This window comes from Microbispora sp. H10830, assembly GCF_014161375.1.
GTDB classification, from domain to species: domain Bacteria; phylum Actinomycetota; class Actinomycetes; order Streptosporangiales; family Streptosporangiaceae; genus Microbispora; species Microbispora catharanthi.
In genome coordinates this window covers 636,796-662,561 of the sequence record NZ_JABBWX010000003.1, presented here as the reverse complement: position 1 = coordinate 662,561, position 25,766 = coordinate 636,796, and the positions used below count along the sequence as shown (strand labels likewise).

General features: G+C 71.3%; 26 protein-coding genes, 1 tRNA gene and 1 pseudogene. 14 read left to right on the top strand and 14 right to left on the bottom strand.

Annotated elements, in window-relative coordinates:
• Nucleotides 1-28: 28 nt before the first annotated feature.
• The 4 genes from HHX35_RS12275 to HHX35_RS12260 all read right to left on the bottom strand — a co-directional run bounded on the left by HHX35_RS12275 (nt 29) and on the right by HHX35_RS12260 (nt 3,528).
• Complete coding sequence (locus HHX35_RS12275) at nt 29-1,162, bottom strand: alpha/beta hydrolase (RefSeq protein ID WP_182898923.1); 1,134 nt, start codon at nt 1,160-1,162, stop codon at nt 29-31.
• Between the two features lie 78 nt (nt 1,163-1,240).
• A complete protein-coding gene (locus tag HHX35_RS12270) occupies nt 1,241-1,906 on the bottom strand; it encodes a response regulator transcription factor (RefSeq protein WP_182898922.1) in 666 nt (221 codons plus the stop codon).
• Nucleotides 1,903-3,066 (bottom strand): sensor histidine kinase, encoded by a 1,164-nt coding sequence (locus tag HHX35_RS12265; protein ID WP_182898921.1) that lies wholly within the window; start codon nt 3,064-3,066, stop codon nt 1,903-1,905. The genes HHX35_RS12270 and HHX35_RS12265 overlap by 4 nt, the downstream gene beginning before the upstream one ends.
• A gap of 387 nt (nt 3,067-3,453) precedes the next feature.
• Nucleotides 3,454-3,528 (bottom strand) — tRNA-Arg (locus HHX35_RS12260).
• A 149-nt stretch (nt 3,529-3,677) separates the two neighbouring features.
• On the opposite strand from HHX35_RS12260, the gene HHX35_RS12255 reads away from it, so the two are divergent.
• Together HHX35_RS12255 and HHX35_RS12250 are read left to right on the top strand one after the other, a co-directional pair.
• Nucleotides 3,678-4,046, top strand: a complete 369-nt coding sequence (locus tag HHX35_RS12255) for a response regulator transcription factor (RefSeq protein WP_139578658.1) — start codon at nt 3,678-3,680, stop codon at nt 4,044-4,046.
• Nucleotides 4,047-4,120: 74 nt separating this feature from the next.
• Complete coding sequence (locus tag HHX35_RS12250; protein WP_139578458.1) at nt 4,121-4,741, top strand: LysE family translocator; 621 nt, start codon at nt 4,121-4,123, stop codon at nt 4,739-4,741.
• On the opposite strand, the gene HHX35_RS12245 is transcribed toward HHX35_RS12250, so the two are convergent.
• A complete protein-coding gene (locus HHX35_RS12245) occupies nt 4,742-5,449 on the bottom strand; it encodes an alpha/beta fold hydrolase (protein ID WP_259404965.1) in 708 nt (235 codons plus the stop codon).
• Between the two features lie 82 nt (nt 5,450-5,531).
• On the opposite strand from HHX35_RS12245, the gene HHX35_RS12240 reads away from it, so the two are divergent.
• Together HHX35_RS12240 and HHX35_RS12235 are read left to right on the top strand one after the other, a co-directional pair.
• Nucleotides 5,532-6,125 carry a TetR/AcrR family transcriptional regulator gene (locus HHX35_RS12240; protein ID WP_182898920.1) on the top strand — a complete coding sequence of 198 codons (594 nt, stop codon included), beginning with the start codon at nt 5,532-5,534 and terminating at the stop codon, nt 6,123-6,125.
• 287 nt (nt 6,126-6,412) lie between these two features.
• Entirely contained in the window at nt 6,413-6,997 is a 585-nt protein-coding gene (locus HHX35_RS12235) for a DUF5666 domain-containing protein (protein ID WP_182898919.1), read from the top strand.
• A 57-nt stretch (nt 6,998-7,054) separates the two neighbouring features.
• Here HHX35_RS12235 and HHX35_RS12230 read toward each other — a convergent pair whose 3' ends face one another.
• From HHX35_RS12230 to HHX35_RS12220, 3 genes are all read right to left on the bottom strand, one after another.
• On the bottom strand, nt 7,055-8,443 hold the full coding sequence (locus tag HHX35_RS12230) for a glycoside hydrolase family 16 protein (RefSeq protein ID WP_182898918.1): 1,389 nt from the start codon (nt 8,441-8,443) through the stop codon (nt 7,055-7,057).
• 316 nt (nt 8,444-8,759) lie between these two features.
• Nucleotides 8,760-9,320: a hypothetical protein gene (locus tag HHX35_RS12225; RefSeq protein ID WP_182898917.1), complete on the bottom strand. Its 561-nt coding sequence runs from the start codon at nt 9,318-9,320 to the stop codon at nt 8,760-8,762.
• Nucleotides 9,321-9,345: 25 nt separating this feature from the next.
• Nucleotides 9,346-9,852 (bottom strand): anthrone oxygenase family protein, encoded by a 507-nt coding sequence (locus tag HHX35_RS12220; RefSeq protein WP_182898916.1) that lies wholly within the window; start codon nt 9,850-9,852, stop codon nt 9,346-9,348.
• Nucleotides 9,853-10,001: 149 nt separating this feature from the next.
• On the opposite strand from HHX35_RS12220, the gene HHX35_RS12215 reads away from it, so the two are divergent.
• Nucleotides 10,002-10,970 (top strand): AraC family transcriptional regulator, encoded by a 969-nt coding sequence (locus HHX35_RS12215; RefSeq protein WP_182898915.1) that lies wholly within the window; start codon nt 10,002-10,004, stop codon nt 10,968-10,970.
• Between the two features lie 48 nt (nt 10,971-11,018).
• On the opposite strand, the gene HHX35_RS45120 is transcribed toward HHX35_RS12215, so the two are convergent.
• A complete protein-coding gene (locus tag HHX35_RS45120) occupies nt 11,019-11,432 on the bottom strand; it encodes a carbohydrate-binding protein (RefSeq protein WP_396780097.1) in 414 nt (137 codons plus the stop codon).
• Between HHX35_RS45120 and HHX35_RS45115 the strand changes: the two genes are divergently transcribed.
• Entirely contained in the window at nt 11,329-11,799 is a 471-nt protein-coding gene (locus tag HHX35_RS45115; RefSeq protein WP_396780096.1) for a hypothetical protein, read from the top strand. The two genes, HHX35_RS45120 and HHX35_RS45115, sit on opposite strands and share 104 nt — an antisense overlap.
• Nucleotides 11,800-11,864: 65 nt before the next feature.
• Here the strand turns inward: HHX35_RS45115 and HHX35_RS45110 are convergent.
• Nucleotides 11,865-12,890 (bottom strand): annotated as a pseudogene (locus HHX35_RS45110) (glycosyl hydrolase); the annotation flags it as partial.
• Between the two features lie 1,391 nt (nt 12,891-14,281).
• On the opposite strand from HHX35_RS45110, the gene HHX35_RS12205 reads away from it, so the two are divergent.
• The 5 genes from HHX35_RS12205 (at nt 14,282) to HHX35_RS12185 (ending at nt 19,912) form a co-directional block, all read left to right on the top strand.
• Complete coding sequence (locus HHX35_RS12205; protein ID WP_182898913.1) at nt 14,282-15,583, top strand: ABC transporter substrate-binding protein; 1,302 nt, start codon at nt 14,282-14,284, stop codon at nt 15,581-15,583.
• A gap of 63 nt (nt 15,584-15,646) precedes the next feature.
• Entirely contained in the window at nt 15,647-16,669 is a 1,023-nt protein-coding gene (locus tag HHX35_RS12200; RefSeq protein WP_182898912.1) for a carbohydrate ABC transporter permease, read from the top strand.
• Nucleotides 16,662-17,504 (top strand): carbohydrate ABC transporter permease, encoded by an 843-nt coding sequence (locus HHX35_RS12195; protein WP_182898911.1) that lies wholly within the window; start codon nt 16,662-16,664, stop codon nt 17,502-17,504. Before HHX35_RS12200 ends, HHX35_RS12195 begins: the two co-directional genes overlap by 8 nt.
• Nucleotides 17,501-18,916, top strand: a complete 1,416-nt coding sequence (locus tag HHX35_RS12190; RefSeq protein ID WP_182898910.1) for a GH1 family beta-glucosidase — start codon at nt 17,501-17,503, stop codon at nt 18,914-18,916. The genes HHX35_RS12195 and HHX35_RS12190 overlap by 4 nt, the downstream gene beginning before the upstream one ends.
• Nucleotides 18,917-19,912 carry a LacI family DNA-binding transcriptional regulator gene (locus HHX35_RS12185; protein ID WP_182898909.1) on the top strand — a complete coding sequence of 332 codons (996 nt, stop codon included), beginning with the start codon at nt 18,917-18,919 and terminating at the stop codon, nt 19,910-19,912.
• Nucleotides 19,913-19,925: 13 nt separating this feature from the next.
• Here the strand turns inward: HHX35_RS12185 and HHX35_RS12180 are convergent, their stop codons facing one another.
• The gene (locus HHX35_RS12180) at nt 19,926-20,264 is read right to left on the bottom strand and encodes a rhodanese-like domain-containing protein (protein WP_182898908.1); all 339 of its coding nucleotides are present in this window, start codon (nt 20,262-20,264) and stop codon (nt 19,926-19,928) included.
• Nucleotides 20,265-20,300: 36 nt separating this feature from the next.
• Here HHX35_RS12180 and HHX35_RS12175 point away from each other — a divergent pair, with 36 nt between their 5' ends.
• Nucleotides 20,301-20,939: a TetR/AcrR family transcriptional regulator gene (locus HHX35_RS12175; protein ID WP_182898907.1), complete on the top strand. Its 639-nt coding sequence runs from the start codon at nt 20,301-20,303 to the stop codon at nt 20,937-20,939.
• A gap of 157 nt (nt 20,940-21,096) precedes the next feature.
• Here HHX35_RS12175 and HHX35_RS12170 read toward each other — a convergent pair whose 3' ends face one another.
• The 3 genes from HHX35_RS12170 to HHX35_RS12160 are packed head-to-tail and all read right to left on the bottom strand — an operon-like array spanning nt 21,097 to nt 23,955.
• Nucleotides 21,097-22,293: a hypothetical protein gene (locus HHX35_RS12170; RefSeq protein WP_182898906.1), complete on the bottom strand. Its 1,197-nt coding sequence runs from the start codon at nt 22,291-22,293 to the stop codon at nt 21,097-21,099.
• Nucleotides 22,294-22,295: 2 nt separating this feature from the next.
• Nucleotides 22,296-22,682 (bottom strand): Rid family detoxifying hydrolase, encoded by a 387-nt coding sequence (locus tag HHX35_RS12165; protein WP_182898905.1) that lies wholly within the window; start codon nt 22,680-22,682, stop codon nt 22,296-22,298.
• Between the two features lie 13 nt (nt 22,683-22,695).
• A complete protein-coding gene (locus HHX35_RS12160) occupies nt 22,696-23,955 on the bottom strand; it encodes an alanine racemase (RefSeq protein ID WP_182898904.1) in 1,260 nt (419 codons plus the stop codon).
• 107 nt (nt 23,956-24,062) lie between these two features.
• On the opposite strand from HHX35_RS12160, the gene HHX35_RS12155 reads away from it, so the two are divergent.
• Entirely contained in the window at nt 24,063-24,752 is a 690-nt protein-coding gene (locus HHX35_RS12155) for a tetratricopeptide repeat protein (RefSeq protein WP_182898903.1), read from the top strand.
• A 117-nt stretch (nt 24,753-24,869) separates the two neighbouring features.
• Nucleotides 24,870-25,736, top strand: a complete 867-nt coding sequence (locus HHX35_RS12150) for an alpha/beta fold hydrolase (protein WP_182898902.1) — start codon at nt 24,870-24,872, stop codon at nt 25,734-25,736.
• Nucleotides 25,737-25,766: the final 30 nt, after the last annotated feature.

Sequence of the window (25,766 nt, the reverse complement as noted above, 5' to 3'; positions counted from 1 at the left end):
GTGGTCGATGCAGGTGAAATCGGGCCGCTCAGCCCAGGGTGTTGACCAAGAAGGCGGTCACCGTGTCGGTGAGTTGCCGAGGGGACGGTCGTTGCCCGGGGGTGTCCAGGGTGTGCCCGGTGCCGTGGACCTCGATCAAGGTGGTGGGCACGCCGGCGGCGCGCAGGCGCTTGGCGAAGCCGAAGGAGTGGCGGGGAAAGACGTCCTCGTCGCGGTCGCCATGGAGCACAAGGAACGGCGGGGCGTTGGCGGTGACGTAGGTGTTGGGGCTCATGGCGCGGCGGGTCTCGGCAGAGTCCCCGACGCCGATCGCCAGGCACAAGCGGATGAACGGCGGGGCGTCGTCGAAGTCGTTGAGGTCGGCGGGGCCGAACATGTCCACCACGGCCTGGACGGTGCTGGACTGGTCGAGGTACTGACCGTCGTCGAATCCTGCGCCCGGCCCCGCGAGGCCGAGCAGCGACGCGAGTTGCCCTCCGCCGCTACCGCCCCAGGCTCCGATCCGGTCGGCGTCGATGCCCAGGGCGGCGCTATGGGCGCGCAGGAAACGCACGGCACATTTGGCGTCCTGAATCGACGCCGGCCAGGGCGCGCCCGGGGGCATTCGATAGCCGATCGAGGCCACCACGAATCCGCGGGCGTTCAGTTGGCGTCGCAGCGGGGGGAACAGGGCGCCCTCATGGTTGGCCAGTGTCGCGCCGAGCCCGGTGGTCTTGCGGTCGCCAAGGATGGTGCCGCCACCGTGGATGTACACCGCCACAGGCATCGGCCGACCGGGCCTCGCGGCTGGGGAGGGCATGTAGAGATCCATGGCCAGGGGCATGCCGGCAGGGCGGCAGTATTCCACTGTGCTGCGCTGTCCGGCGGGCAGGTTCGATGGCTCCACAGCGTCGGCGGGCCGCGGCACCGGCCGCGCCAGCACACCGGCACCGGTGCCCAGTTGCGCCGCTCCGAGGGCGAGGAACCGCAGCCCGTACGGCCAGGACATACGCCACACCGCGGCGAGCGGAGCCAGATAGATCGCGGTGCCACCCGACGCCGCCAACAACGCGGTGATCAGCAGCGGCCCTCTCTTCGCCGTGGCGGGTTCCGCGTTCCCTATCGGGCCGGAGAACGCCCCGGTGCCCAGTGCGGCATCAGACATGCCCGCAATGATCGCCACCGCGAGGAGGTGGCGCGTCCGCCGTAGGCAGACACCTTCCAGCCCCGGGTACTGCGTCGGCGTACTCCAGCGGGAGTATCAACCGGGCGTGACCAGCCCCGTCTGGTAAGCGAACACCACGAGCTGGGCCCGATCCCTCGCGCCCACCTTGATCATGGCTCGTGACACGTGCGTCTTCGCGGTCAACGGGCTGACCACCAACTGCGCCGCAATCTCATCGTTGGACAGCCCGGCCGCCACCAGCCTTACCACCTCGCGCTCCCGGCCGGTCAGCAGGACCAGTTCCGGCGGCTCCAGCCGTGGCCTGGCCGCCGGGCCGACGCCGAGGGACCGGGCGATCACCGTCCGCGTGACGCTGGGCGACAACAGCGCGTCGCCGCGCGCCACGATCCGCACCGCATGCAGCAGTTCATCAGGCTCGATGTCCTTCACCAGGAATCCGCTCGCGCCGGAACGAAGCGCGGCGAAGACATTCGCCTCCTCCGCGAACGTGGTGAGCACGACCACGCGTACCCCACAGAGCCCGGGGTCATCGGTGATCCTCCGGGTCGCCGTCACCCCGTCCACTTCCGGCATCTGGATGTCCATCAGCACGACGTCAGGCCGCAGTTCGCGTACCAAGGCGATCGCCTGCCCACCGTTGGCGGCCTCGCCCACCACCTCGATATCGGCCGCACTGTCGAGCAACGATCGAAAGCCGGCCCGCACCAGGGCCTGGTCGTCGGCCAGCAGCACCCGGATCACGCTGCCTCCAGCGGTAGCCTCACCCGCACCCGGAAACCGCGCCCGCGCAGCGGCCCCGCCTCGAACCACCCGCCCAGCCCTTCAGCTCGCTCTCGCATCCCCGCCAGGCCATGCCCGCCCCCCGACGCTTCCGCTTCGGCGCTCACACCGTCGTCGGTCACCTCGATCGCGATCCACTCCGGCTCCCAAGCCAAACGGACCTGGGCACGCGCCGCTGACCCGGCGTGGCGCAGCACGTTGGTCAGCGACTCCTGCAAGATCCGGTACACCGCGCGATCGACCGGTCCGGGCAGCCGCCGGCTGGACATGTCGCCGTCGAGCCCCACTTCCAGACCCGCCGCCCGCACTGCGGCCAGAAGATCCGGCAACCGGTCGAGGCCGACGTCGCGATCGGTCACCAGGACGGACTCGCCGTCGGCCCGCAACACGCCCAGCGTCGTGCGCATCTCACCCAGCGCCGCCTTGCCGGTCTGCCGGATGGCCTTGAGCGCATCCCGCGCCCGCGCCGGATCCTGGTCGATCAGGTGCAGCGCGGCGCCGGACTGCACTGTGATGGTGGCTATCGCATGCGCCACCGTGTCGTGCAACTCCCTGGCGATGCGCAGCCGCTCCTCGGCCACCTGGCGCTCGGCCTCGCGCCGGCGCTGCTCCTCGGCCAGACGAAGCCGTTGGCGCACCTCCCCGGCGTACGCACGCCGGCTGCGCACGAGCGCGCCCAGCAGCATCGCGACCACGGCCAAGGCCATCGATGGCAGGAACACCGCGACCGCGTCGAGCGGCGGCATGCCGTCCCGCACCGCCACAACGTAGCCCATGGACAGAAACGCGACCGGCACCGGCAGCGCCCGCCACAGGTAACCTGCCAGCACCGCATCGTAAAGCGGCACAGCCAGCACCACTGATGGTGGGAAGCCCGGATAACCCAGCGCGTAGAACAGCAACAGCACCGCCGAGACGATGTACAGCACGGCCGCGGGACTCCGCCGCCGCAGCAGCAACGGCGCGGCCATCACGACCCCGAGCACGTACGCCAACCAGTCACGGGAAACGGAGTGCGCCTCTCTACCGGTAGCGATGGCGATCTCCGCCGCTGCCAGCACCACGACCGCCACGGCAGCGTCGACCATCCAGCGCCGTAAAGCGGGCCGCAGCTCAAGCATGCGCCAACCGTACGCACAGGACACCGTAGCTCTCTACCTCCCGGACAACGTCTCGCCGAGCTGCGCCCCTGCCGAATCACAGGCCAACGATGAGGCGCCGGCTGCGGGAGCCTTGCTCCCAGAGTTCGTGCGGGTAGTCATGCGCGGACGAAGCCGAGATGGAGCGCGGCTGTCGCATGCTCCTGAAGCGCTACGCCAAGTGCCTCGACGGCCGCCAGGAGCAGAACAACCCCCGCATCGAGGCCGCGTCGACCCGTGAGAGCCGGTCCACAACTGGCCCACAGCCAGCGAGCGCCAACGAGAACGGGCGGGACTCCGTGAGACTGGAGACCCGCCCGATAATCCGTTGTTCGCCCTGGTCAGCGGCTTGATCCGCTGGTCAAGGTCTGGTGCCCCCTGCAGGATTCGAACCTGCGCACCCGGCTCCGGAGGCCGGTGCTCTATCCCCTGAGCTAAGGGGGCTCAACCGCTGATAAGGCTACCAGCACTTGAAGGCCGTTCGTGACATCAATACGGCCGCCGGAGGGCGCGGGCATGTGGATCAGCGAAAACCGCGCGCCCACCCCGTCTCATTGGCTAACTTTGCCGCCGTGGGCGAGCTTCTGGGACGCGTGCTGGTCGTGGATGACGACGAGGTCATCCGGCAGCTCATAGCGGTCAACCTGACCCTGGAGGGGTTCGAGGTCGAGACCGCGTACGACGGGCAGGACTGTTTGGACCGCGTCCACGACGTGGATCCCGATGTGATCACGCTCGACGTGATGATGCCGCGTCTGGACGGATGGGAGACGGCCACGCGGCTGCGGGAGGACCCGAGCACCCGGCACATCAAGGTCATGCTCATCACCGCCCGGGCCCAGGAGGACGACCGCAGGCGGGGCTACGACATCGGCGTCGACGCCTACCTCACCAAGCCGTTCGACCCGGCCGAGCTGATCCAGATCGTACGGGACCTCGCCAAGGGCCCCGAGGCACTCTGAGCCGCATTGGTCCACGGACACGGGCACCGATTGGCCCGGGTGTCCGAGCCGGGACGCTTCTAGCCTCGGCAAGCGTGATCGATGCCTCGACGTTGCTGGTGTACGCGGCCGCCTCGGCGGCGGTGGTGGCCGTGCCGGGCCCCAACCATCTCTACATCGCCGCCCGGGGCGTAGCCCAGGGCCGCCGCGCCGGGATCGCCTCGGCCCTCGGTGTGGAGACGGGCACACTGCTCCACATCGCCGCGGCGGCGGCGGGCCTGTCCTATCTGCTCGCGCGGTCCGCGGAGCTGTTCGCGGCGGTGAAGTGGGCCGGCGTCGCCTACCTCGCCTATCTCGGCGTCCGCGCCCTGACCGGCCGGGGCTCCGACGGCGACGAGCCGCGGCCGCAGCCGCTACGCCGGGTCTTCCTCGAAGGCGTCGTGGTCAACGTGCTGAACCCCAAGACCGTGCTGTTCTTCCTGGCGTTCCTGCCGCAGTTCGTGGATCCCTTCGGCGACGTGCCGGGGCAGGTCCTCCTTCTCGGGCTGGTCCTCGCCGTCATCGGGCTCGCCTCGGACCTCGCGTACGCGCTCACCGCCGGGTCGCTCGGCCGCCGCCTGCGCGCGAGCACGCTCAGGTACGCCTCAGGGCTGGTCTACCTGGCGCTCGCCCTCGTCGCCGCGCTGAGCGGGGCCGGGCGTACGGCGCGGGGCTGATCAGGCCGCGCAGGAGGACAGGTCCCGGGCCGCCTCGTCGATGAAGCGGGCCAGCCGGGCGGGATCGGCGAGCACGGTCAGATGGCCCCGGCCCGGCACGTGGGTGAGACTGCCGTCGGCGCAGGCCCGCAGGAACGCCTGCTCGTCGGCCCGGAAGGGATCGCGGGTGCCGTTCAGCAGCCAGACCCGGCCGGGGTAGGCCGCCAGCGAGGCGAGGGGGTCCTCCGCCGTGACCGCCGCGACGACGGACGCCACGACCTCGCCGCTCAGCCCGCCCTCGATCATGGCGTCTCCGGCGGCCCCGGGCAGCACCCGGCGCAGCGCGAAGCGGCTCACCCGGTCGGCCAGCGCGGGGTTTCGGGCGGCCAGACGCCCGGCGAGCCGGTAGGCGTGCATCCTGGGCCGGTCCGGCCGCACCGTGCAGCCCATCGCGACCAGGCCGGCGACGAGGTCCGGATGCCGCGCGGCGGCGGCGATGCCCACGTAGCCGCCGAGGGACAGCCCCACGACGAGGGCCCGTCCGCCCAGGTCCGCGATCGCCTCCGCGACGACGTCGCAGGCCGCCTCGGTGCCGTACGGCAGGCCGCGGCGGCGGCCGTGGCCGGGCAGGTCGGGGGCGGCGGACGGGGCCCGCAGCAGCGCCCGGACCGGGGACCACATCGTGCCGCTCAACCGGGTGCCGTGGACGAAGACCACCGGCATGCTCATGACGCACCTCCTTCGACAGCAACGCAACGTTGCGTTGCATATGCCATTAAAACACAACGGTGCGTTGCAGTAGGCTCCCACCATGGCCCCACGCAAGAAGGACGACATCCTGAACGCCGCACTGCGCCTGCTGGCGGAGAAGGGCTACGAGGGCCTGACCATCGAGGGCGTGGCCGAACGGTCGGGGGTCAACAAGACGACGATCTACCGGTGGTGGCCGTCGAAGGCCGCCCTGCTCGGCACGGCGCTGGTCGAGGCGCGGGCGCTCGACTTCGAGGTGCCCGACACCGGGAGCCTGCGGGGCGACCTGCGCGCGCTGCTGGACGGCCTGGCCCGGCTGCTCACCACCCCCCCGGCGGCGGACATCGCCGTCGCGGCGCTCGGAGCCGCCGCCAACAGCCCCGAGCTCGCGGAGGCGGCCAGAGGCTTCTTCGCCGACCGGTTCGCCCGGGAGCGGTCGATCTTCGAACGGGCGCGTGAGCGCGGCGATATCGGCGATTCCGCCGACCCGATGACAATCATCGATTTGCTCGCCGGCGCGGTCTGGCTACGGGTCGTATTCCGGCAATTGCCTCTGGACGATGGCTTTACCGAGCGGGCGGTGAACGCCGTAGTCGATGGGGTAGGGCGGCCAGGGGATCCGAAGGCGGGCCGACCGGCGCGGACCGGCGGCTGACCGAACGGATCGACCGAACAGATCGACCGGACGGCCCGGCCAGGAGCGCCACTGGCCGCGGCCCTCCGCGACGGGTTTCGCGGCGCCGCGCGCTCCATGCGCGGCCGAGTAGGCCCGGCGCGTCGTTCCCGCGGACGTTCCATGACCTGCGACGGTCACGTCCGCTCATGTCATTCGCGCACATCCCAGTCGCGCCGGCCACGTCAGGCCGCACCGTGTCATGTCGCACCGTGTCATGTCGCACCGTGTCATGTCGTGCCCCAGCGCCGAGTGGAGGGAGCACACCGATGACCATGTCCAGCAAGCCGCCCAAACCTCACGGCAAGCGGCCCCGGCTGCTCCTCGGAATCACCGCGGCGCTCGCCCTCGCCACCGGCGCCGGCCTCGCCGCGGCGGGCGCGCCGGGCCACGACCAGCCGCGGTACGCCCAGGGGGGACAGCTCCGGCCCGGTCCGGAGCAGTTCGGCATGAACGAGCTCGGCCTGCTCCAGTTCGGACAGCCCCAGCAGCCGCGCACGTCCCGCGACTACCAGACCTTCACCAGCCAGACGGGTGCGGTGGACTCGGTGCAGAGCGGCTCCCTGACGGTGGACGGCCGCACCTACGCGATCGACGAGTCGACCAGGATCGTCGCGGACTACAAGGGCCTGCAGGGGATCCAGCAGGGCGACCAGGTCTGGGTCGTGGGCACGACCGGCGGCAGCCCGAGGGCGATCATCGTCGCGGACGCCAGCCGCCCGACGCTGCCGGGGCACGGCGGCGGCGCACCTCCGCCGCAGACCCCGCAGACCCCGTCCGCGCCCGCCACACCCGGCGAGTCCGTCACACCCGGCGGATCGCCGTCGCCGGAGACCGTCTCGCCCACGGGGTGACGCCGAGCGCTGCCCATGGGCGGGGACCCGCAGCGGCCCCCGCCCATGGCGTGACGATCAGGACGTGGCGAACGTGAACCAGTTGAGGTTGACGAAGTCGGCCGGCTGACCGCTGCTGAAGGTGATGTAGACGGTGTGGGTGCCGGTCGTCGGCGTGATGTTGGCCGGGACGGTCGTCCAGCTCTGCCAGCCGCCGGTGTTGCCGACGGCGAAGTCGCCGATCGGGGTCGCCGTCGGGCTGTCGAGCCTGACTTGCACGAGGCCGCTCACGCCGGCCGCCGCACCGGAGGCGACCCTGGCCTTGAACTGCCGCGCCGCCGTCGATCCGAAGTTGACGCCGTCGAAGCGCAGCCAGTCGCCGTTGGAGATGTAGCCGACGTTCTGGCCGCCGCCGCTGTCCTGGGTCGTCTCCACCTGCGTGCCGCTCTGCGCCTGGTAGTTCTCCGCCTGGATGGTGGAGCGGGCGTCCACGCCGCCCGGCGGGGGCGAACTCGGCGGCGGGCTGGTGGTCGCGCCGCTCTGCCACACGGCCACGTAGTCGACCACCATCGGCCGCCCGGACACGGTGGCGGAGGTGGGCGTGGAGAACCCGGCCACGCCGTTGGGGAAGCCGCCGCCGATGGCGACGTTGAGCAGGATGAAGTATCCGGCGTGGGAGGTCATGTTCGACCACGTCGTGGCGTCGAGCTGGCTCTGGCTGATGCTGTGGAACTGCTGGCCGTCCACGTACCAACGGAGCTGGTTGGGGCTGACGCTGCGGTCCCACTCGAACCGGTAGGTGTGGAAGGCCGACTGGCAGGTCGAGCCGGGGCAGGCCCGGCTGCTGCCCAGGCCGTTGGTCTCGTTGCACGGCCCGCCGGGGTTCACCCCGCAGTGCAGGGTGCCCCAGACCGTGTTGAGCCCGTTCACGTTCTCCATCAGGTCGAGCTCGCCGATGGAGGGCCAGTTCTGGTAGTTGCCCCGGTAGGGCGCGCCGAGCGCCCAGAAGGCCGGCCAGTAGCCGAGGGCGGCGTCGCCCGTGACGTTCGGCATCTGGATGCGGCCCTCAATGCGCAGGATGCGGCCGTCGGCCGGCTTGAAGTCGGCGCGGCGGGTCTCGATCCGCGCGGAGGTCCAGTTCTGGCCGCTGCCGATCGGGGTGATGCGCAGGTTGCCACTGCCGTCCAGGCTCAGGTTGGAGGTGCTGGACGTGTAGTTCTGGATCTCGCCGGTGCCCCAGTTGCCCGGGCCTCCGGGGTACGAGTGGCCGGTGTCGATGATCCAGTTGGTGGACGACGGAAGCGTTCCGGCCGTGCCGTTGAAGTCGTCCGACCAGACGAGCGACCAGCCGGACGGCGTCCCGGGCACCGACGCGTCGGCGGGCCGTACGGCGAGGGCCATGACCGCGGCGGCCACGGCGAGCAGCGCCGGCAACGAGCGCCGCCATGGGGAGTGGAGCACACGCATGAGTACCTCTCTCCTCGGTCCGGTCGTCGCGGCGGGGGGATTGGGGGGTGCGGGCGGCCTCACGGAGCGAAGACGGTGGACGTCTGAAGGCCGGACGACGGTGTCCGGAGAGGTCGTGAGGGCCCGCGCACCGCGATCGCGGACCGCTTGAGCGACACTTTCCCCTCTGAATCTCACTCGCGTCAAGGGGATCTGTGAAATCTGAGAGAGCGTTCTCAGCGAGTACTGCCCGGTGCGAGCAGTGATGAGAGAGCGCTCTCCAAACTGGCGCCGGAGGGGGAGCCCCGGCCCGGGCCTCGGCACCCCCTCGCCGGCGTCAGGTGGAGTCCGGTCCCACCCTGCGTCCGGTCGCCGACGCCAGGCGGAGCCCCGTCGCGCCCAGCGTTCCAAGCAGTGCGGTCGCGGCCAGGACCAGGGCGGTCTCGCGGAAGCCCGTGAGCGGCGAGCCCGTCGCCGCGCCGCGGGTGGTGAAGAACGTGACGAGCAGCGCGATCCCGAACGATCCCGCGAGCCGCTGCGCCACGCTGAACAGCGTGTTGGCGTCCGGCAGGTCCGGGCGTACGGCGCGGTCGCCCCGGACGCCCAGACCGGCCCGGTACGCCGCGAACGCACCGGACAGGGCGAGCAGCCCGATCGGCAGGTTGATCAGGAAGATCGAGCGCCAGCCGTACGCGCCGATCAGCAGGCCGCCCAGGAAGACGCCGAGCGCGGGCGCCGCGAAGAACTCGAGACCCGCGGCGAGCGGCACCCTGCCACTCGAGCCCGTCGCGGCTCCGCCCTCCCCGATGAGCAGGCCGATCGCCAGCGGCACGAGTGGTGCGCCGCCCAGGCCCTGCAGGGCTCTGCAGCAGATCAGCGCGCCGGCGTCGGGGCTCACTGCGCACGGACGGGACGGCGTGGGGTCAGGAGCCCCGGCCCCACCGGTAGACGCCGTAACCCATCAGCAGCAGGCTCACCGCGCCGGCCACGGCCCGCCAGGAGTTCCACGTGGTCCACCGGGCCGAGTAGTCCGACCAGATCCGGGCGGCGGCCCCGGCCGGGTCGCCGTGGGCCGCCGCGGCGGCCAGGGCGTCGTTCATCGGCACGTTCACCGCGGCCGTGATCAGGATCACGCCGACGACGTACACCGCGGCCGCCGCGAAGAACGGCCAGGCCGCGCCCGAGCGAGGGGTGGCCAGCAACAGGCCCCCCGCCCCGGCGGCGGCGACCGGGGCGAGGACGAACGCCGCCAGGAACACCGGGTTCTGGATTTTCACGTTGACGGCGTTCATCGCGTCGATCGCCGAGGAGGCCGACGCCGCGTTCAGGCCCGGCATGACCCCGACAGAGAACCCGAAGAAGGTGCCCGCCATCCCGGCGGTCATGAGCATGGACAGGGCCGCCGCGACAGCGGCCAGAAGATATGTCATGACGCCTCCGCCGCGGCCCGGGCGCCGATGCCGGCGGTGGTGACCAGAATGTGCGCTGTCGTCGTCATGGCGATCAGTCAACCGGCGGACCGCTCCGGGCGACATCGCCGAGACGCTCGACCGCATATCCGGCCGTCTACGATCTGGGCATGGACGCGCTGGCCGATCTTCTGGACGGGCCCCGGGCGCGGGGGGCCTTCCTGCTGCGGGCGACCCTGAGCCCGCCCTGGTCGGTCCGGATCCAGGACGAGGCGCCGCTGTGCCTGGTGGCGATGGTGCGCGACGAGGCGTGGATCACCCCGGACGAGGACCGGGCCGTACGGGTGGGGCCCGGCGACGTGGCGGTCGTGCGCGGTCCCGCTCACTACACGGTCGCCGACGACCCGGCGACCGCCCCGCAGGTCGTGATCCACCCCGGGCAGGTCTGCACCACGCCGGACGGCCGCGCCCTGTCGGCGGAGATGGACTTGGGCATCCGCAACTGGGGCAACGACCCGGACGGGTCGGCCGTGATGCTCATCGGCACCTACCAGATGCGCGGCGCGGTCACCCAGCGGCTGCTGGCGGCGCTGCCCACGCTGCTGGTGCTGCGCGGCGACTCCTGGGACGGCTCCCTCGTCACGCTGCTCGGCAGAGAGATCGTCAAGGACGAACCCGGCCAGGAGGTGGTGCTCGACCGCCTGCTGGACCTGCTGCTGATCGCCGTGCTGCGGACGTGGTTCTCCCGCCCCGACGCGCAGGCCCCGGGCTGGTATCGGGCGCACGGCGATGCGGTGGTCGGGCCGGCGCTGCGGATGCTGCACGCCGACCCGGCCCACCCGTGGACGGTCGCCGAGCTGGCGGGCCGGACGGGAGTCTCCCGCGCCGCGCTGGCACAGCGGTTCGCGAAACTGGTCGGCGAGCCGCCGATGGCCTACCTGACCGGGCTGCGGCTGGCACAGGCGGCCGACCTGCTGCGCGAGACGGACGCGACGCTGGAGGCCGTGGCCCGGCGGGTCGGCTACGGCACCGCGTTCGCGCTGAGCTCGGCCTTCAAGCGGGAACGCGGCGTGAGCCCCCAGCGGTACCGCGAGGGCCTGAGCCGGAAATCCGTTCGGGACGACTCCACGTACGCGTGAGTGGAGCGGCACGCCGTCGACGACGTGCCGCCCACCGTGGGCCGCCGGTCAGGAGGTGGCGAACGTGAACCAGTTGAGGTTGACGAAGTCGGCCGGCTGGCCGCTGCTGAAGGTGACATAGACGGTGTGCCTGCCGGTGACGCCCGTGATGTTCGCGGGGATCGTCCGCCAGCTCTGCCAGCCGCCCGTGTCGCCGACGGCGAAGTCGCCGATCGGGGCGGCGGTGAGGCTGTCGAGCCGCACCTGCACCAGACCGCTCGCCCCGCCCGCCGCGCCGGAGGCGACCCTGGCCTTGAACTGCCGCGCCGCCGTCGCGCCGAAATCGACGTCGTCGTACCGCAGCCAGTCGCCGTTGCCGATGTGGGCGACGTTCTGCCCGCCTCCGACGTCCTGGGTCGTCTCCACCTGCGTGCCGCTCTGCGCCTGGTACGCCTCGGCCTGGATGGTCGAGCGCGCGTCCACCCCACCGGAAGTGGGCGACGGAGACGGGGACGGGGACGGCGAGGACGACGGGGACGGAGACGGGGACGGAGACGGGGACGGAGACGGGGACGGAGACGGAGACGGAGACGGAGACGGGGACGGAGACGGAGACGGAGACGGAGACGGAGACGGAGACGGCGACGGCGACGGAGACGCGCCCGCGCTGGTCGCCGTGGACCGGGCCGGCACGGTCAGGGTCCTGCCGTCCGAGAACGTCACCAGCCTGGCCGACGAGCCGAAGTTGTGCGCGACGTACGTCCGGGCGGAGCCGTTCACGAAGACGGCGGCGGTCGGGCTGTCGGCGGTCACACCGGGGTCGACCGTGCCCATCCTGGCCAGGTTGTAGATCCAGTGGTAGACGTGCGCGAGCGACTCTCCCGACTCGGGCGCCAGCGCCGCGTATCCGGCGTCCCACGCGCTCTTCGCCGCCGCCGGGTCGGCGAGTGCCCGGAACTCCCAGATGACGTCCTTCCATTCGACCGCCGGGCCGCCGTTGTTCGCCTCCATCTCGGACAGGTTCTGCTTCACGTCGGCCTGGTAGAGCCCGTGGTAGAGCGACCCGCCGGTGATCGGCAGCATGTTGATCCCGTGGATCTCCTCGGGGTTGGCGGTCCACCAGGTGGAGTACGCCGCGCCGTCGCCCCAGATCATGCCGGCGGTGTCGTGCCCGAACCCGGCAGGGAAGACCGCGTCGTCCTTGTCGAACCAGTACTGCGCGATGGCCGACGACTGGGTCGTGTAGAGGTAGACGCCGAGGTCGCGCAGGGCGGTGTCGCCCGTGGCCGCGCCGAGGAGTATCGCCCCGGTCGCGAAGTTCATCCCCTCCGACGACGACTCCTCGTTGTTGCCCGCCGCGAACCCCTGGTGGCCGGAGGCCCAGCCGTTGCCGGCGTACGGGTCGAAGTTGCGCAGGAACGGGAACCGGGTCTCCGATCTGTCCCCGTTGTTCGCGTCGGCGGCCAGGAGTTTCGCCATCGGCGCCCAGTTCGCCGCCCAGGCCGAGTCGTACCTCGCCACGGTCGCCGCGGCCATCAGGTAGTAGCCGTAGTGGAAGTGGTGGTCGTTGACCTCGGTGTCGCTGCCGTACGAGGCCGGGTAGCCGGTGAGCACGCCCCAGGTGGAGTCGTAGCGGAACTGCTCGGCTCCCCCGGCCGTGAACCAGCTCTCCAGCTTGCCCTTCAGCAGGCCGAGCAGCTTGTCGCGTGAGGTCGTGTCGCCGAGCTGGTCGGCGATGGGCACGAGCTGGGCCAGGCGGCCGAGGGCCTTGCCGGTCCAGTAGGTGTCGGTCGCGCCCTTCCACGGGTCGGCGGCGTCCGCCTCCTGCCTCACGTAGTTCCCGAGCCTCGTCCTGTCGTACGCGCCGAGGTCGGGCAGCGACGGCAGCACACCGTGGAACGTCTGGACGGTGCTGAACGACGTGCCCTCGCGCAGCTTCATCGTGCCCCGGGGCGAGACGTAGGTGTACGACGTCAGCGTGCTGCTCGTGGCCAGCCACTGGTGGCGGTAGAGCGCCAGCAGCGTGCCGGTCTGCGTGCCCTCCCTGGCCGTGGTGGTCGCCGTGTAGGTCGTGGTGAGCCGCGCCGACGGCTCGTCGTACGACCAGGTCACCCTCGTGCCCGTGACGAAGCTGAAGGCGTACTTGGCGAACAGGTCCAGCGTCGCGGCGGACGCGTCGGGGAGCACGGCGACGGAGAAGTAGTTCTTCCCGCCGAGGGCGTCGGTCGCCACCGTGCCGGCGAGGCTCCAGTCGGTGCCGGACGGCCCGAAGATCCCGTAGTGGTGGCCGTTGACGGTGACGCCGAGGACGTTGCCCCGGTCGGCCCAGACCGCCGGCGTGGCCACGAACGCGACCCGGGCGTCCCCGCCGCTCGGCGTCGCGTAGACGTACGGCAGGCCGTGCCCGATGGTGGCCTTCAGCGAGCGCGCGCCGTCCGACCAGTATGGCGTGACGGTCCAGTCGGACCAGTCGTCCACCTTGGTGTCGGGCGAGTTGAGGCCGGTGACGCCCAGCGTGAGGTCGCGGGCGTGCGGGAACTCGTACATACGGCCGTCTCCGCTGATCAGCGGGGTGGTGGGGTAGCTGACCTCCAGCCCGCCGGCCGCCGCGTGGAAGGCCAGCGGGTGGCCGTACATGTTCTCGGAATACGGGTTTCCGGCGTACCGCTGGAAGGCGAGCGACGACCACCAGTCGTTGGTGGGCACCTTGCGGGTGACGTTCGAGGTGACCTTGGGCGTGACCGGGGCGCCGTCGGAGTTGGCGGGACCGCTCGCTCCGGCGGGCAGGTCGGTGGTGTAGCCACCCGCGCCGACGGGGACCACGGCGGCGTCGGCGGGCAGGGCGGGCAGCGCGGGCAGGGACAGAGTGAGGGCGGTCAGGACGGCGAGGCCGAGGATCCTGACAGGACGGAGTGGCATGTGCGACCTCCGCTGGGGGGGTTAACGACTGCGGGAGGCGGAACTTCTGCCGGTCCGTAACCCGGCAGCGACGCTGGAAGCGCTCTCAGCGCCGCTGACGCTAAGCGGGATACAACTCCGTGTCAACGCGAAGAGAAAGTTTCTCGAAGATCGCGAGAGCGCTCTCTTTCAGGGCTCGCTCTCACGATTCCGACTCTCCGGCGAGACTCCGCCCGACTCCCCCACGCCCGGCGCGACGCCCCTCCCACGCTGCGCCGATGCCCGTGGGAGCGCTCTCACCAGCGGTTACGTCCTTTCGACATAACGGGAATCGTTACTGATCCGCCCCTTGACGGCCTCACGACCGACTCCCACTCTTGTGCGAGAGCGCTCTCTTCAAGATCGATTTCATATGCGGAACCCAAGGAGGGTTCATGGGCACTCCCCACGCGGGCCGCCGGTACGTCCGGTTCGTCGCCCCCATGCTCGCCGCCTCCCTGCTCACCCTCACGGCGTGCGGCGGGGGCGGATCCGACACCAAGACCGGTGGCGGCCAGTCCACGGAGAAGATCAAGCTCAGCGTCGGGCTCTTCGGCGACTTCGGCTTCAAGCCGCTCTACGAGGAGTTCAAGAAGACGCACCCGAACGTCGAGATCGAGGAGCGCCAGGCGGCGTACGCCGACCACCACACCAACCTCGCCGCACACCTCGCCACCGGAGCGGGCGCCGCGGACGTCGAGGCGATCGAGGTCGGCTACATCAGCCAGTTCACCTCGCAGCCCGACAAGTTCTACGACCTGAAGCAGTACGGCCTCGACAAGCGCCAGGGCGAGTACCTCGACTGGAAGTGGCAGCAGGGCCTCGCCCCCGACAGCGCGCTCATCGGCCTCGGCACCGACGTCGGCGGCCTGGCCATGTGCTACCGCACCGACCTGTTCGAGAAGGCCGGCCTGCCGAGCAAGCGCGACGAGGTGTCGGCCCTGTGGCCCACCTGGGAGCAGTACATCGAGGCCGGCAGGAAGTTCGCCGCCAAGGCGCCCAAGGACGCCAAGTTCTTCGACAGCCCCGGCGAGATCTTCCGGGCCATCATCGCCCAGGCCCCGGTCGGCGTGTACGACGCGCAGAACAACATCGTCGTCGCCACCAACCCCGACGTGAAGAAGGCGTGGGACCTGTCGGTCCAGATGATCGACGCCGGCCTTTCCGCCAAGATCGGCGCGTTCACGCCGGAGTGGAACACCGGCTTCGCCAAGGGCTCGTTCGCGACCGTAATCTGCCCCGCGTGGATGACCGCCTACATCCAGGACCAGGCCAAGAACGCGGCCGGCAAGTGGGACATCGCCACCGTCCCCGGCGGCGCGGGCAACTCCGGCGGCTCCCACCTCACGGTGCCCAAGCAGAGCAAGCACCCCAAGGAGGCGGCCGAGCTGATCGACTTCCTGACCTCGGCGCAGAACCAGGCCGCGGTGTTCAAGGCGATCGGCAACTTCCCGTCGATCCCCTCGCTGTACGACCAGCCGGACATCCAGAACTTCACGAAGGACTTCTTCAACGACGCCCCCGTCGGCAAGATCTACTCCGACGCCGCGAAGAACCTCAAGCCGCAGCACCTCGGTCCCCGCGAGGGCGACGTGCGCACGGCGGTCGGCAACGGCATCGGCCGGGTCGAGCAGGGCAAGCAGTCGCCCGACGAGGCGTGGGCCCAGGTCCTCAAGGACGTGGAAGGCATCAAGTAGTCCGTCGCAGCCAGGGCCCCCGGGCGATCCGCTCCGGGGGCCCTGCCCGAAGGAGGATCTCCCATGGCATCACCCCCGGGCGGGTCCCTGCGGACCGTGGCGCCCTCCCCCGGCGGCCCCCCGTCCGCCCTGCGCCCGCCGGCGCACGCGCGAGCGGCGTCGGGCTGGCGCTCCCGCCTGCACCGGCTGGACCGGCAGGGCTCGCCGTACGCGTACGTCGCGCCGTTCTTCCTGCTCTTCGCGGCCTTCGGCGTCTTCCCCCTCATCTACACGGCCTGGGTGTCGCTGCACGACTGGAACCTGCTGAGCAGCGACAACCCCTTCATCGGCCTGGACAACTACAAGGCCCTGTTCGCCGACGGCTACTTCTGGAACGCGGCGTTCAACACGCTGTCGATCGGCGTCCTGTCCGCGGTGCCCCAGCTGCTGCTCGCGCTCGTGCTGGCACACCTGCTGAACCGGCCGCTGCGGGCGCAGACGCTGTTCCGCATCACGCTCCTGCTGCCCAACGTGACCAGCGTCGTGGCCGTGGTGGTCATCTTCAGCCAGCTCTTCGGGCGCGACTTCGGGCTGATCAACATGGTGCTCGACTGGCTCGGATTCGGCCGGATCAACTGGCAGGCGGGCGTGGCCACCTCGCACGTCGCCATCGCCGTAATGATCATGTGGCGGTGGACCGGCTACAACGCGCTCATCTACCTCGCCGCCATGCAGGCCGTGCCCAAGGAGATCTACGAGGCGGCGACCCTCGACGGCGCGTCCAGCCTGAAGCAGCTGTGGGGCATCACGCTCCCGATGATCCGGCCGACCGTCATCTTCACGGTCATCGTCACCACGATCGGGTCGATGCAGATCATCGCCGAGCCGCTGCTGTTCGGCGCGCAGGTCAGCAACGGCGCGGCGGCCACGGGCGGCACCGACCGCCAGTTCCAGACCCTGGCCCTCTACCTGTACGAGAAGGGCTTCCGCAGCTTCGAGTTCGGCTACGCCTCGGCGGCGGCGTGGATGATGTTCCTGCTCGTGGTCGTGGTCGTGGCGTTCAACTACCTCGTCGTACGGCGCATGCGTGGAGGACTCGATGTCTAGGGCCCGGACGGTCGTCAAGGCGCTGCGCGGGCATCCGCTCACCTATCTCACTCTCGTGGCGGTGGCGTTCTTCTCGGCGTTCCCGGTCTACTGGAGCGTGATCGTCGCCTCGCACGACAACGCGGCGCTGGCCGAGGTGCCTCCGCCGCTGCTGCCCGGCGGCAACTTCTTCGCCAACGTGCAGCGGGTCTTCGACACCGCGCCGTTCGCGCTGGCGCTGCTCAACTCGTTCGTCGTCGCCGGGACGATCACCGTGTCGGTGATGTTCTTCTCCACCCTGGCCGGCTTCGCGTTCGCCAAGCTGCGCTTCCGCGGGCGCAACGTGCTCCTGCTGATGACCGTCGTGACGATGATGGTCCCGACGCAGCTCGGCATCATCCCGCTCTACATGCTGATGATCAAGCTGGAGTGGACCGGCACGATGTACGCCGTGATCGTCCCGGCGCTGGTCAACGCCTTCGGCGTGTTCTTCATGACGCAATACCTGAGCCGCGCGCTGCCGACCGAGCTGCTTGAGGCGGGCCGGATCGACGGGTGCAGCACGGCCCGGCTGTTCTGGCACGTCGTGATCCCGGCCGCCAGACCGGCGGCGGCGGTGCTCGGCATGCTCACGTTCATGACGGCGTGGAACGACTACTTCTGGCCATTGGTGGTCCTCACCCCGGACAATCCCACTGTGCAGGTCGCGCTGTCGCAGCTCGCCAGCGGCTACGTGCGGGACTTCACGCTCGGCCTCACGGGCACGGCGGTGGCGACCCTGCCGCTGGTGCTCATCTTCGTCCTGCTCGGCAAACAGATCATCGGAGGCATCATGCAAGGGGCGGTCAAGGGATGACGGCGACGACCACGGCTACTCGGGGGACCGGATCGTCGAAGATGGTCTTCCCTGACGGCTTCGTCTGGGGCGCCGCCACGGCGGCCTACCAGATCGAGGGCGCCGTCGCCGAGGACGGCAGGGGCCCCTCGATCTGGGACACGTTCTCCGAGGTCCCCGGCAACGTGGCCGACGGCCACACCGGCGGCTTCGCCTGCGACCACTACCACCGCTACGCGGAGGACGTGCGGCTCATGGCCGGCCTGGGCCTGGCGGCCTACCGGTTCTCGGTGGCCTGGCCGCGAATCCTGCCCGCCGGGGCGGGGCAGGTCAACGCCGCGGGCCTCGACTTCTACGACCGCCTGGTCGACGAGCTGCTCGCCCACGGCATCACGCCCTACCCGACGCTGTACCACTGGGACCTGCCGCAGGCGCTGGAGGACGCCGGCGGCTGGGCCGTACGCGACACCGCCGCGCGCTTCGCCGACTTCGCGGCCGTCGTGCACGAACGGCTCGGCGACCGCGTCGGCACCTGGACGACGCTGAACGAGCCGTGGGTGGCCGCCTTCCTCGGCTACTGCTCCGGCGTCCACGCCCCGGGCAGGCGCGACCCGGCCGCCGCCTTCCGCGCCGCCCACCACCTGCTGCTCGGCCACGGGCTGGCGGCGCGGGCCCTGCGCGCGGCCGGGGCCGCCGAGGTCGCGCTCACCCTCAACCTCGCGCCGGTCGTCCAGACGGACGACGGCCACGAGGAGGCCGCACGGGTGGACGCGCTGATGAACCGGCAGTTCCTCGACCCGGCGCTGCGGGGCCGCTACCCGGAGGAGGTGCTGGAGATCGCCGCCCGCCACGGCGGCCTCGACCACATCCGGGACGGCGACCTGGCCGTCATCCACCAGCCGATCGACCTGCTCGGCATCAACTACTACAACCCGTCCTTCGTGTCGGCCGCGCCCGGCGAACCGGCCAACCCCGCCTTCCCCGGCACGGAGGGCGTCCGGTTCGAGCCGCCGACCGGCCCGACGACCGCGATGGACTGGCCCATCGAGCCGTCCGGCCTGGAGACCCTGCTCGTACGGCTGTCGCGCGACTACCCCGAGGTCGGGCTGCTCGTCACGGAGAACGGGGCCGCCTTCGACGACCGCCTCACCGGTGACGTCGACGGGGACGTCGCCAAGGACAGAGTGCACGACGACGACCGGATCGGCTACCTCGACGGCCACCTGCGAGCGGCGCACGCCGCGATCTCCGCCGGTGCGGACCTGAGGGGTTATCTCGTATGGTCGCTCCTGGACAATTTCGAGTGGGCCTACGGCTACCACAAGAGATTCGGCATCGTGTACATCGACTTCGAGACCCAGCGACGCGTTCCCAAGGACAGCGCGCTGTGGTATCGAGACGTCATCAAACGCAACGGGCTTATGGGGGAATGAATGAAGCGACCCACTCTGGAGGCGGTCGCGGCGCGGGCAGGGGTGTCCCGCGCCACCGTCTCCCGGGTCGTCAACGGGCAGATGACGGTGACACCGCAGATCAGGGATGCCGTGATGCGCGCCGTGGACGAGCTGGGATACGTTCCCAACTCGGCGGCGCGCAGCCTCGTCACCCAGCGGACCGACTCGATCGCGCTGGTCGTGTCGGAGCCGCCGACCAGGGTCTTCTCCGAGGACCCGATGTTCTCCACGGTCATCCGCTCGGCCAGCCTGGAACTCGAGGCCGCCGACAAGCAGGTCGTGCTCATGCTCGGCGGCTCGGCCCAGAGCCACGCGAGGATCGAGCGCTACATCGCCAGCGGCCACGTCGACGGCGTCATGCTGATCTCGATGCACGGCGCCGACCCGCTGCCCTCCGCCATCGCGCGGATGGGCGTCCCCGTCGTCTCGTACGGCAGGCCGGCCGTGCCGGTGCGCCTGCCGTACGTGGACAACGACAACGTGGGTGGTGCGGAGAAGGCGGTGCGCCACCTGCTGGACAGCGGACGGCGGCGCATCGCCACGATCGCCGGGCCACAGGACATGATCGGCGGCCAGGACCGGCTCAAGGGCTACCGCGACGCGCTGCGCGAGTCCGACCGGCGGTCGATCGTCGCCGTCGGGGACTTCACCCGGGAGTCCGGCGCCGTCGCCATGCGCCACCTGCTGCAGGACGACCCGGACCTGGACGCCGTCTTCGTCGCCAACGACCTCATGGCCATCGGGGCGCTGCAGACCCTGCGCCAGGCGGGCCGCCGGGTGCCGGACGACGTGGCGGTCGTCGGGTTCGACGACATCGAGGCGGCCCGCTACACCGAGCCCCCGCTGACCACGATCAGACACCCGATCATCGAGCAGGCCGCCGCGATGGTCCGGCTGCTGCTGGGCCTGTTCAAGGACGGCCCGGCCGACCCGGTGATCCTCCCCACCGAGCTCGTCGTCCGGGGCTCCGCCTGAGCGGCCGGAACGATCAGGACGCCGTGGTCAGCGACTCGACCGGCAGGCCGGCCTCGACCCAGTCCTGGATGCCCTCCCGATACTTGCGCACGTCGGTGTACCCGAGCGCGGTCAGGCGGTTGGCCACGGCCTGACTGTTGGGGCAGGAGGGATTCGAGCAGTAGGTGACGATCGCGGCGTTCTTGTCCGGCAGCAGTTCGGCGGCCCGCTCGGCCACCTCGGCCTCCGTCAGCGGGATCGCTCCCGGAAGGTGCTGCTGCGCGTAGTAGTCGCCGCCCAGCGCGTCGACGACGGTGACGGCGCCGGCCTCGATGGCGGCCTTGAGCTCGTCCCTGCTGATGAGAGCGGTCATTGCGTCCTCCAAGTAAGTGGACTACAGTCCGTTTGTGTGAACAGCTCGGAACTTACCGGACCGCAGTCCGGATCGTCAAGAGAGCTCGCCTCCCTGCTGGCAGACCCGCCCCGTGAACGCGCGGACGCCGCCCGTAATCGGCGACGGGTGCTGGAGGCGGCGGCGAAGCTGTTCCGGGAGCACGGTGTCGAAGCCGTCTCGATGGACACGGTGGCGGCGGCGGCCGGGGTGGGCAAGGGCACGCTCTTCCGCCGGTTCGGAGACAAGTCGGGGCTCGTGGCGGCCCTGCTCGACGACAAGGAACGGGAACTCCAGGAGCGGATCCTGTCCGGGCCGCCGCCGCTGGGGCCCGGCGCCTTACCGGGCGATCGGGTGCGGGCGTTCGTCGCGGCCTACGCCGACTACCTCTTCGCACACCTCGACCTGCTGCGCGTCTCAGAGACCGCGAGCCCCGGAGCCCGATATCGGATCGGCTCCTATCGCTTCTGGCACCGCCACCTGGCGATCCTGCTGGCCGAGGCGCGGCCCGGCGCCGACGCCGACTACCTCGCCCACGCGCTGCTCGCCCCGCTGGCCGCCGAGCACGTCACCGCCGTGCTGCGCGAGTGCGACGCCGCACGGGTCGCCGCAGGTCTGGCCGTCCTCGCGGACGCCCTGGTCGCCGACCAGCCGTGACCCAAGACCCTGACCACAAGACCGTGACCCACAAGACCGTGACCCACAAGACCGTGACCCACAAGACCGTGACCACAGGCCGTGGCGGCGGCGAAGGCGGGCAGGTCCGGCCGGTGCTCAGCTCAGAAAGCAGGCGCGCGTGGTGAGAAGCCCGTGCTCAGGCGAGCGCCTCGGTGATGCGGCCGAGCGCCTCGAAGGGCACCAGGCCGTACGCGTAGAAGTCGGCGGCCCCGGCCCCGGCCGTACGGGCCGCGCGCACCTTGGCGACCAGCCGGTCGGCGGAGTCGGTGTCCGGGCCGCCCGGGCGCAGCACGACCCTGAGCTCCGGGTTCTTGCCCACGGAGCGGCGGTAGGCCGCGACGTCGTCGGCCACCCTGGCGGGGTCCCTGGCATACCCGAGGACCGCGAACGACGGAACCAGGTCGCCGAGCGCCACCAGGTCGATCCCGAGCTGCCAGGAGTCGTGCGCGGCCAGGCCGGCAGAGGGCAGCCCGTGGGCGTAGCCCTTGGCCGCGCCCGTCGCGTCCATGAACGTCAGCCGCGCGCCTTCGGCCGTCACCGCCGCCGCGACCTCCCCCACCAGCGACGTGACGCTCTCGGAGCGGGCCCGCGCGTACGCCACCGCCTCCGGGCCGGCGTAGGCCGTCAGGGCCGCCCGCGTGACCTCGCCCTCCGCGGGAGGATCGCCGTCGAGCACGCCCCCGACGATCCTTGCGCACTCCTGCCTGGCCACCTCGGCGTTCACCCCGAGGTCGGCGGCCCGGCGCATGCAGTGGGCGCAGAAGCACAGGCCGAACAGGAAGGCGTCCATCGGGCCGAGCGCCACGAAGCACCGCTCGTATGCGAAGGCCCCGAAGTGCAGCGACTCCGCGACGACCGTGTCCACCCCCTGACGGGCGACGGCCCGGGCCAGCGCCACCGCGTACGCCCGCACGTCGGGATGCGAGGGGCACAGGTCGGACGGGGAGCCGTGGTCGCCGAAGCAGTTCTCCACCGTCACGTCGGGGTGAGCCAGGCCGAGGGTTGCGTTGTGCAGGAACACGGTCCAGCCGTGCAGCCGCATCCCCCGGTCGGCGCAGGCGCGGCGGAGCTCGTCGATCGGCCGGTCCTGTGCCCCCGGCTGCACGGGCGGGGTCAGGCGCAGCCCGTCGAACAGGTCGTCCGGAGGCGGGAAGTGGACGCCGTCGCGACGCAGCGTCAGCCGCGACGCGCCGTGCGGGGTCACGTCCCTGGCCTGGTGGTAGGCCGCGGCCACCGCGACGCCTCGCACGCCGTACGCCGAGGCCCGGTCGAGCAGCCCCCGCACGCCCTCGGCGCGCAGGTCCTCGACGAAGACGTACAGGGCGCTGTCCATCGTCAGCGGCCCGCGTACGCCACGAAGTCGATCTCGACGAGGATGTCCATGAGATCGGAGCCCACGGTGGTGCGCACCGGGTAGGGCCGGGTGAAGTAGGACTGGTAGACCTCGTTGAACGCGGCGAAGTCCTCCTTGAGGTTCTGCAGGTGGACCGTCGCCTTCACCACGTCGTCGAACGTCAGGCCGCGAGCCTCCAGCACCGCCCCGAGGTTGCGCATGGTCCGGTGCGTCTGGGCGGCCACGTCGTCGCCCACGACCTCGCCGGTCTCGGGGTCGAGCGGCCCCATGCCGGAGGTGTAGAGGAAGTCGCCCACCACGAGCCCCTGGGAGTACGCGCCGATCGGCGGGGCCCCGGCGGTCGTACGGATCTCCTGCTTGCCAGCCATTGTCACCGCTCCATCAGAAACACGTATTGATCAAATCAATCACGATGTCGTCGTCGTCCACCACGGGGATGACGCGCCATTTGTCGAAGGCCGTACACGGATGGGACAGCCCGAACGACACCAGGTCTCCCGGGCGCAGCCCGGCGTCGCCGTCGAGATAGGCGTGCTGGTCCTGCACCTTGACGACCGTCACCCCGGTCAGCGGCTCGGCCGGACCCCGGCCTCCGCGCCGTACGGCCCTGGGAAACGGCAGGTGGATGTCGTGCGGAACGTCCCGCTTGCCCATCCCGACCAGCACGAGACCGGGCTCAGGCACGGACAGGACCTGGGCCCAGACCTCCAGCGCCGGCCGCAGCTCGCCCTCCAGCCGGTTGTACGGCGTGCGCTCCCGGTAGTAGCCGTCGTCGTGGGCGATGTAGGCGCCGCTGCGCAGCACCACGGTGGCGCCCAGCTCCCCGGTCAGCGGCGCGAGCTCCTCGGCCACCAGGTCGAACCACGAGCTGCCCCCTGCGGAGACCACCATGGGGCCGGCCACCTCCGGAGCGAGCGTCCGGGCCGCGCGGGCCAGGTCGCGCAGGAACCCGCGCACCTCGGCGGCCTCGTGGTGGGTCCCCTCGTATCCGGCGACCCCGGCCGGCTCGGTTCCCCGGGCCTCCCGCGCCGCGCGGGCCACCGCCAGCAGCTCGTCCTGGCCGCGGCAGCCGGTCCGGCCACCCGGGTGGCCCAGCTCGACCAGCACGCGGAACGGCACGTCGCCGGCCATCTCGTCGAGCACGCGCACGCCCTCGACCGAGTCGACGTAGCAGAGGAAGTCGAAGCGCCCGATCTCGCCGGCCAGCCAGCGCAGCGCGCCGCGGTCGAAGATCTCGTTGGCCAGCAGCACGCGGGGGACGCCGAAGGAGCGGTGGACGAGCACCTGGCCCGGCGTGGCGGCGGTGATCCCCCAGGCCCCGGCGTCGAGCTGGGCCCGCACGAGCTGCGGCGACATCGTGGTCTTGGCGTGCGGCGCGAAGGCCAGCCCGTGCCGGTCGGCGAAGCGCGCCAGCGTCGCGATGTTGTGGTCGAGGGCCGAGCGCCTCGCCGTCATCACCGGCCAGGTGAACGCGCCGTCGAACAGGGAGTGCCGGGCCTCGGCGAACTCCCGTCCGCCGATCGGCTCGCCCGGCCACAGGAAACCACGCGTGCGCGCGTCGACGACGATCTCCGGGAGTCCTCGCGGCCACGCCGGCGGACGCTCCGCGCCGTCCTGTGGGGAGACGTCCGCGAAACCCACGCCGCCCCCTCGTCGTCCCGGTTCAGATCACCTCGTGGATCGTACTGGACCACCGCCTCGGAGGTAGACTCGCGACCTCTCAGCGCGGTGATCACGATGGGATCGGGATGAGCGGCGACGTACGACTCGAACGGGCCGGGGCTCTCTACGAGCAGGCGGTCTTCCGCGGCGACGCCTCGGCTCTCGCCGAGGCCGACCGGGAGCTGGACGCGGTGGAGGCCGACCTGGCCACGGCGGGGACGGGACGGGACATCGGCGCGGTCGAGGCCGGGCTCGCACTGGCCCGCGGCCGGGTCGTCCACGCGCGGTTCCTCGAACACCGTGAGGAGGACCCCCGCGAGCTCGAGCTGTTCGAGCGGGCCGCCGATCTCTATCGGCGGCTCGGCGACGGACGCGGCGAGGGCGAGGCGCTCTTCTGGATCGGCTGTTTCCATCAGGTCGTGCGGCACGACGACGAGGCGGCCGGGCCCGCGCTGCGGCGGTCGTACGAACTCGCCGCGAGGGCCGGCGACAGGCTGACGATGTCCTACGCGCTCAGGCACCTGGGCATCGCCGAGCACAAGGCCGGACGGCTGGAGGCGGCGCGGGAACGGCTGGAGGAATCGGTCCGGCTGCGCCGGGAGCTCGGTTTCGATCCGGGTGTCGCGGCCAACCTGGTCGGGCTGGCCTACATCGCCGCCGCCGAGGACCGGCGGGACGACGCCCTGCGGCTGCTCGACGAGGCGGCCGCCCTCGCCGAGGCGAGCGGGGCCCTGGGCATCGCGCGGCACGTGGAACAGGCGCGTACGGCCATGTGACCACGGCCGGTCGGCGGCGCGTCGCATCGCCACGCCGGTTCCGCGAGTCGGCCGGCATTCGATGACACGTTCGAGATAGGGTGGGCTGCCTCACACGCGTCGAAGAGGAGCGACCCCATGACCGAGCCCAAAACCCACACCCTTGAGGTGCCCGGCTGCGTTCTCCACTACGACGTGCGCGAGGCCGAGGGAACCACCGAGCCGATCCTGCTGCTGATCGGATCGCCGATGGGCGCCGCCGGGTTCGCCGCCCTTGCGCGGCACTTCCAGGACCGCACGGTGGTCACCTACGACCCGCGCGGAAGCGACCGGAGCACGCGGACCGACGGCACCACCGAGTCGACTCCCGACCTGCACGCCGACGACCTGCACCGCCTGATCGACGCGCTCGGAGGCGGGCCGGTGGACATCTTCGCCAGCAGCGGAGGCGCGGTCAACGGGCTCGCGCTCGTCGCCCGGCATCCCGAGCAGGTGCGCACGCTCGTGGCGCACGAGCCGCCCGCCGCCCAGGTGCTGCCGGACCGGGAGCAGGCGCTGGCCGCCGTGGCCGACATCCGGCGGACGTACGACCGGGAGGGTTTCGGCCCGGCGATGGTGAAGTTCATCGCGGTCGTCGGCCACCAGGGCGAGATCCCGGCGGACTTCGCCGATCAGCCCATGCGGAGCCCGGCCGAGTTCGGGCTGCCGGCGGAGGACGACGGTGCGCGTGGCGACGTGATGTTCGAGCAGAACCTCATGACCTGCACACACTTCGAGCCCGACTTCGAGGCGCTCCGCGCGGCCCCGACCCGCATCGTCGTCGGCGTCGGCGTCGAGTCGGAGGGGCAGATGGCCCGCCGCGCGGGCGAGGCGGTCGCCGAGCGGCTCGGCGCCAAGCCCGTGATCTTCCCCAGCAACCACGGCGGGTTCCTCGACGACACGTTCGGCACGCCGGGCGACCCGGACAACTTCGCCGTCACGCTGCGCCAGGTCCTGGCCGAGTAGGCCGGAGGCGATCGGCCGTACGGCGCCGGG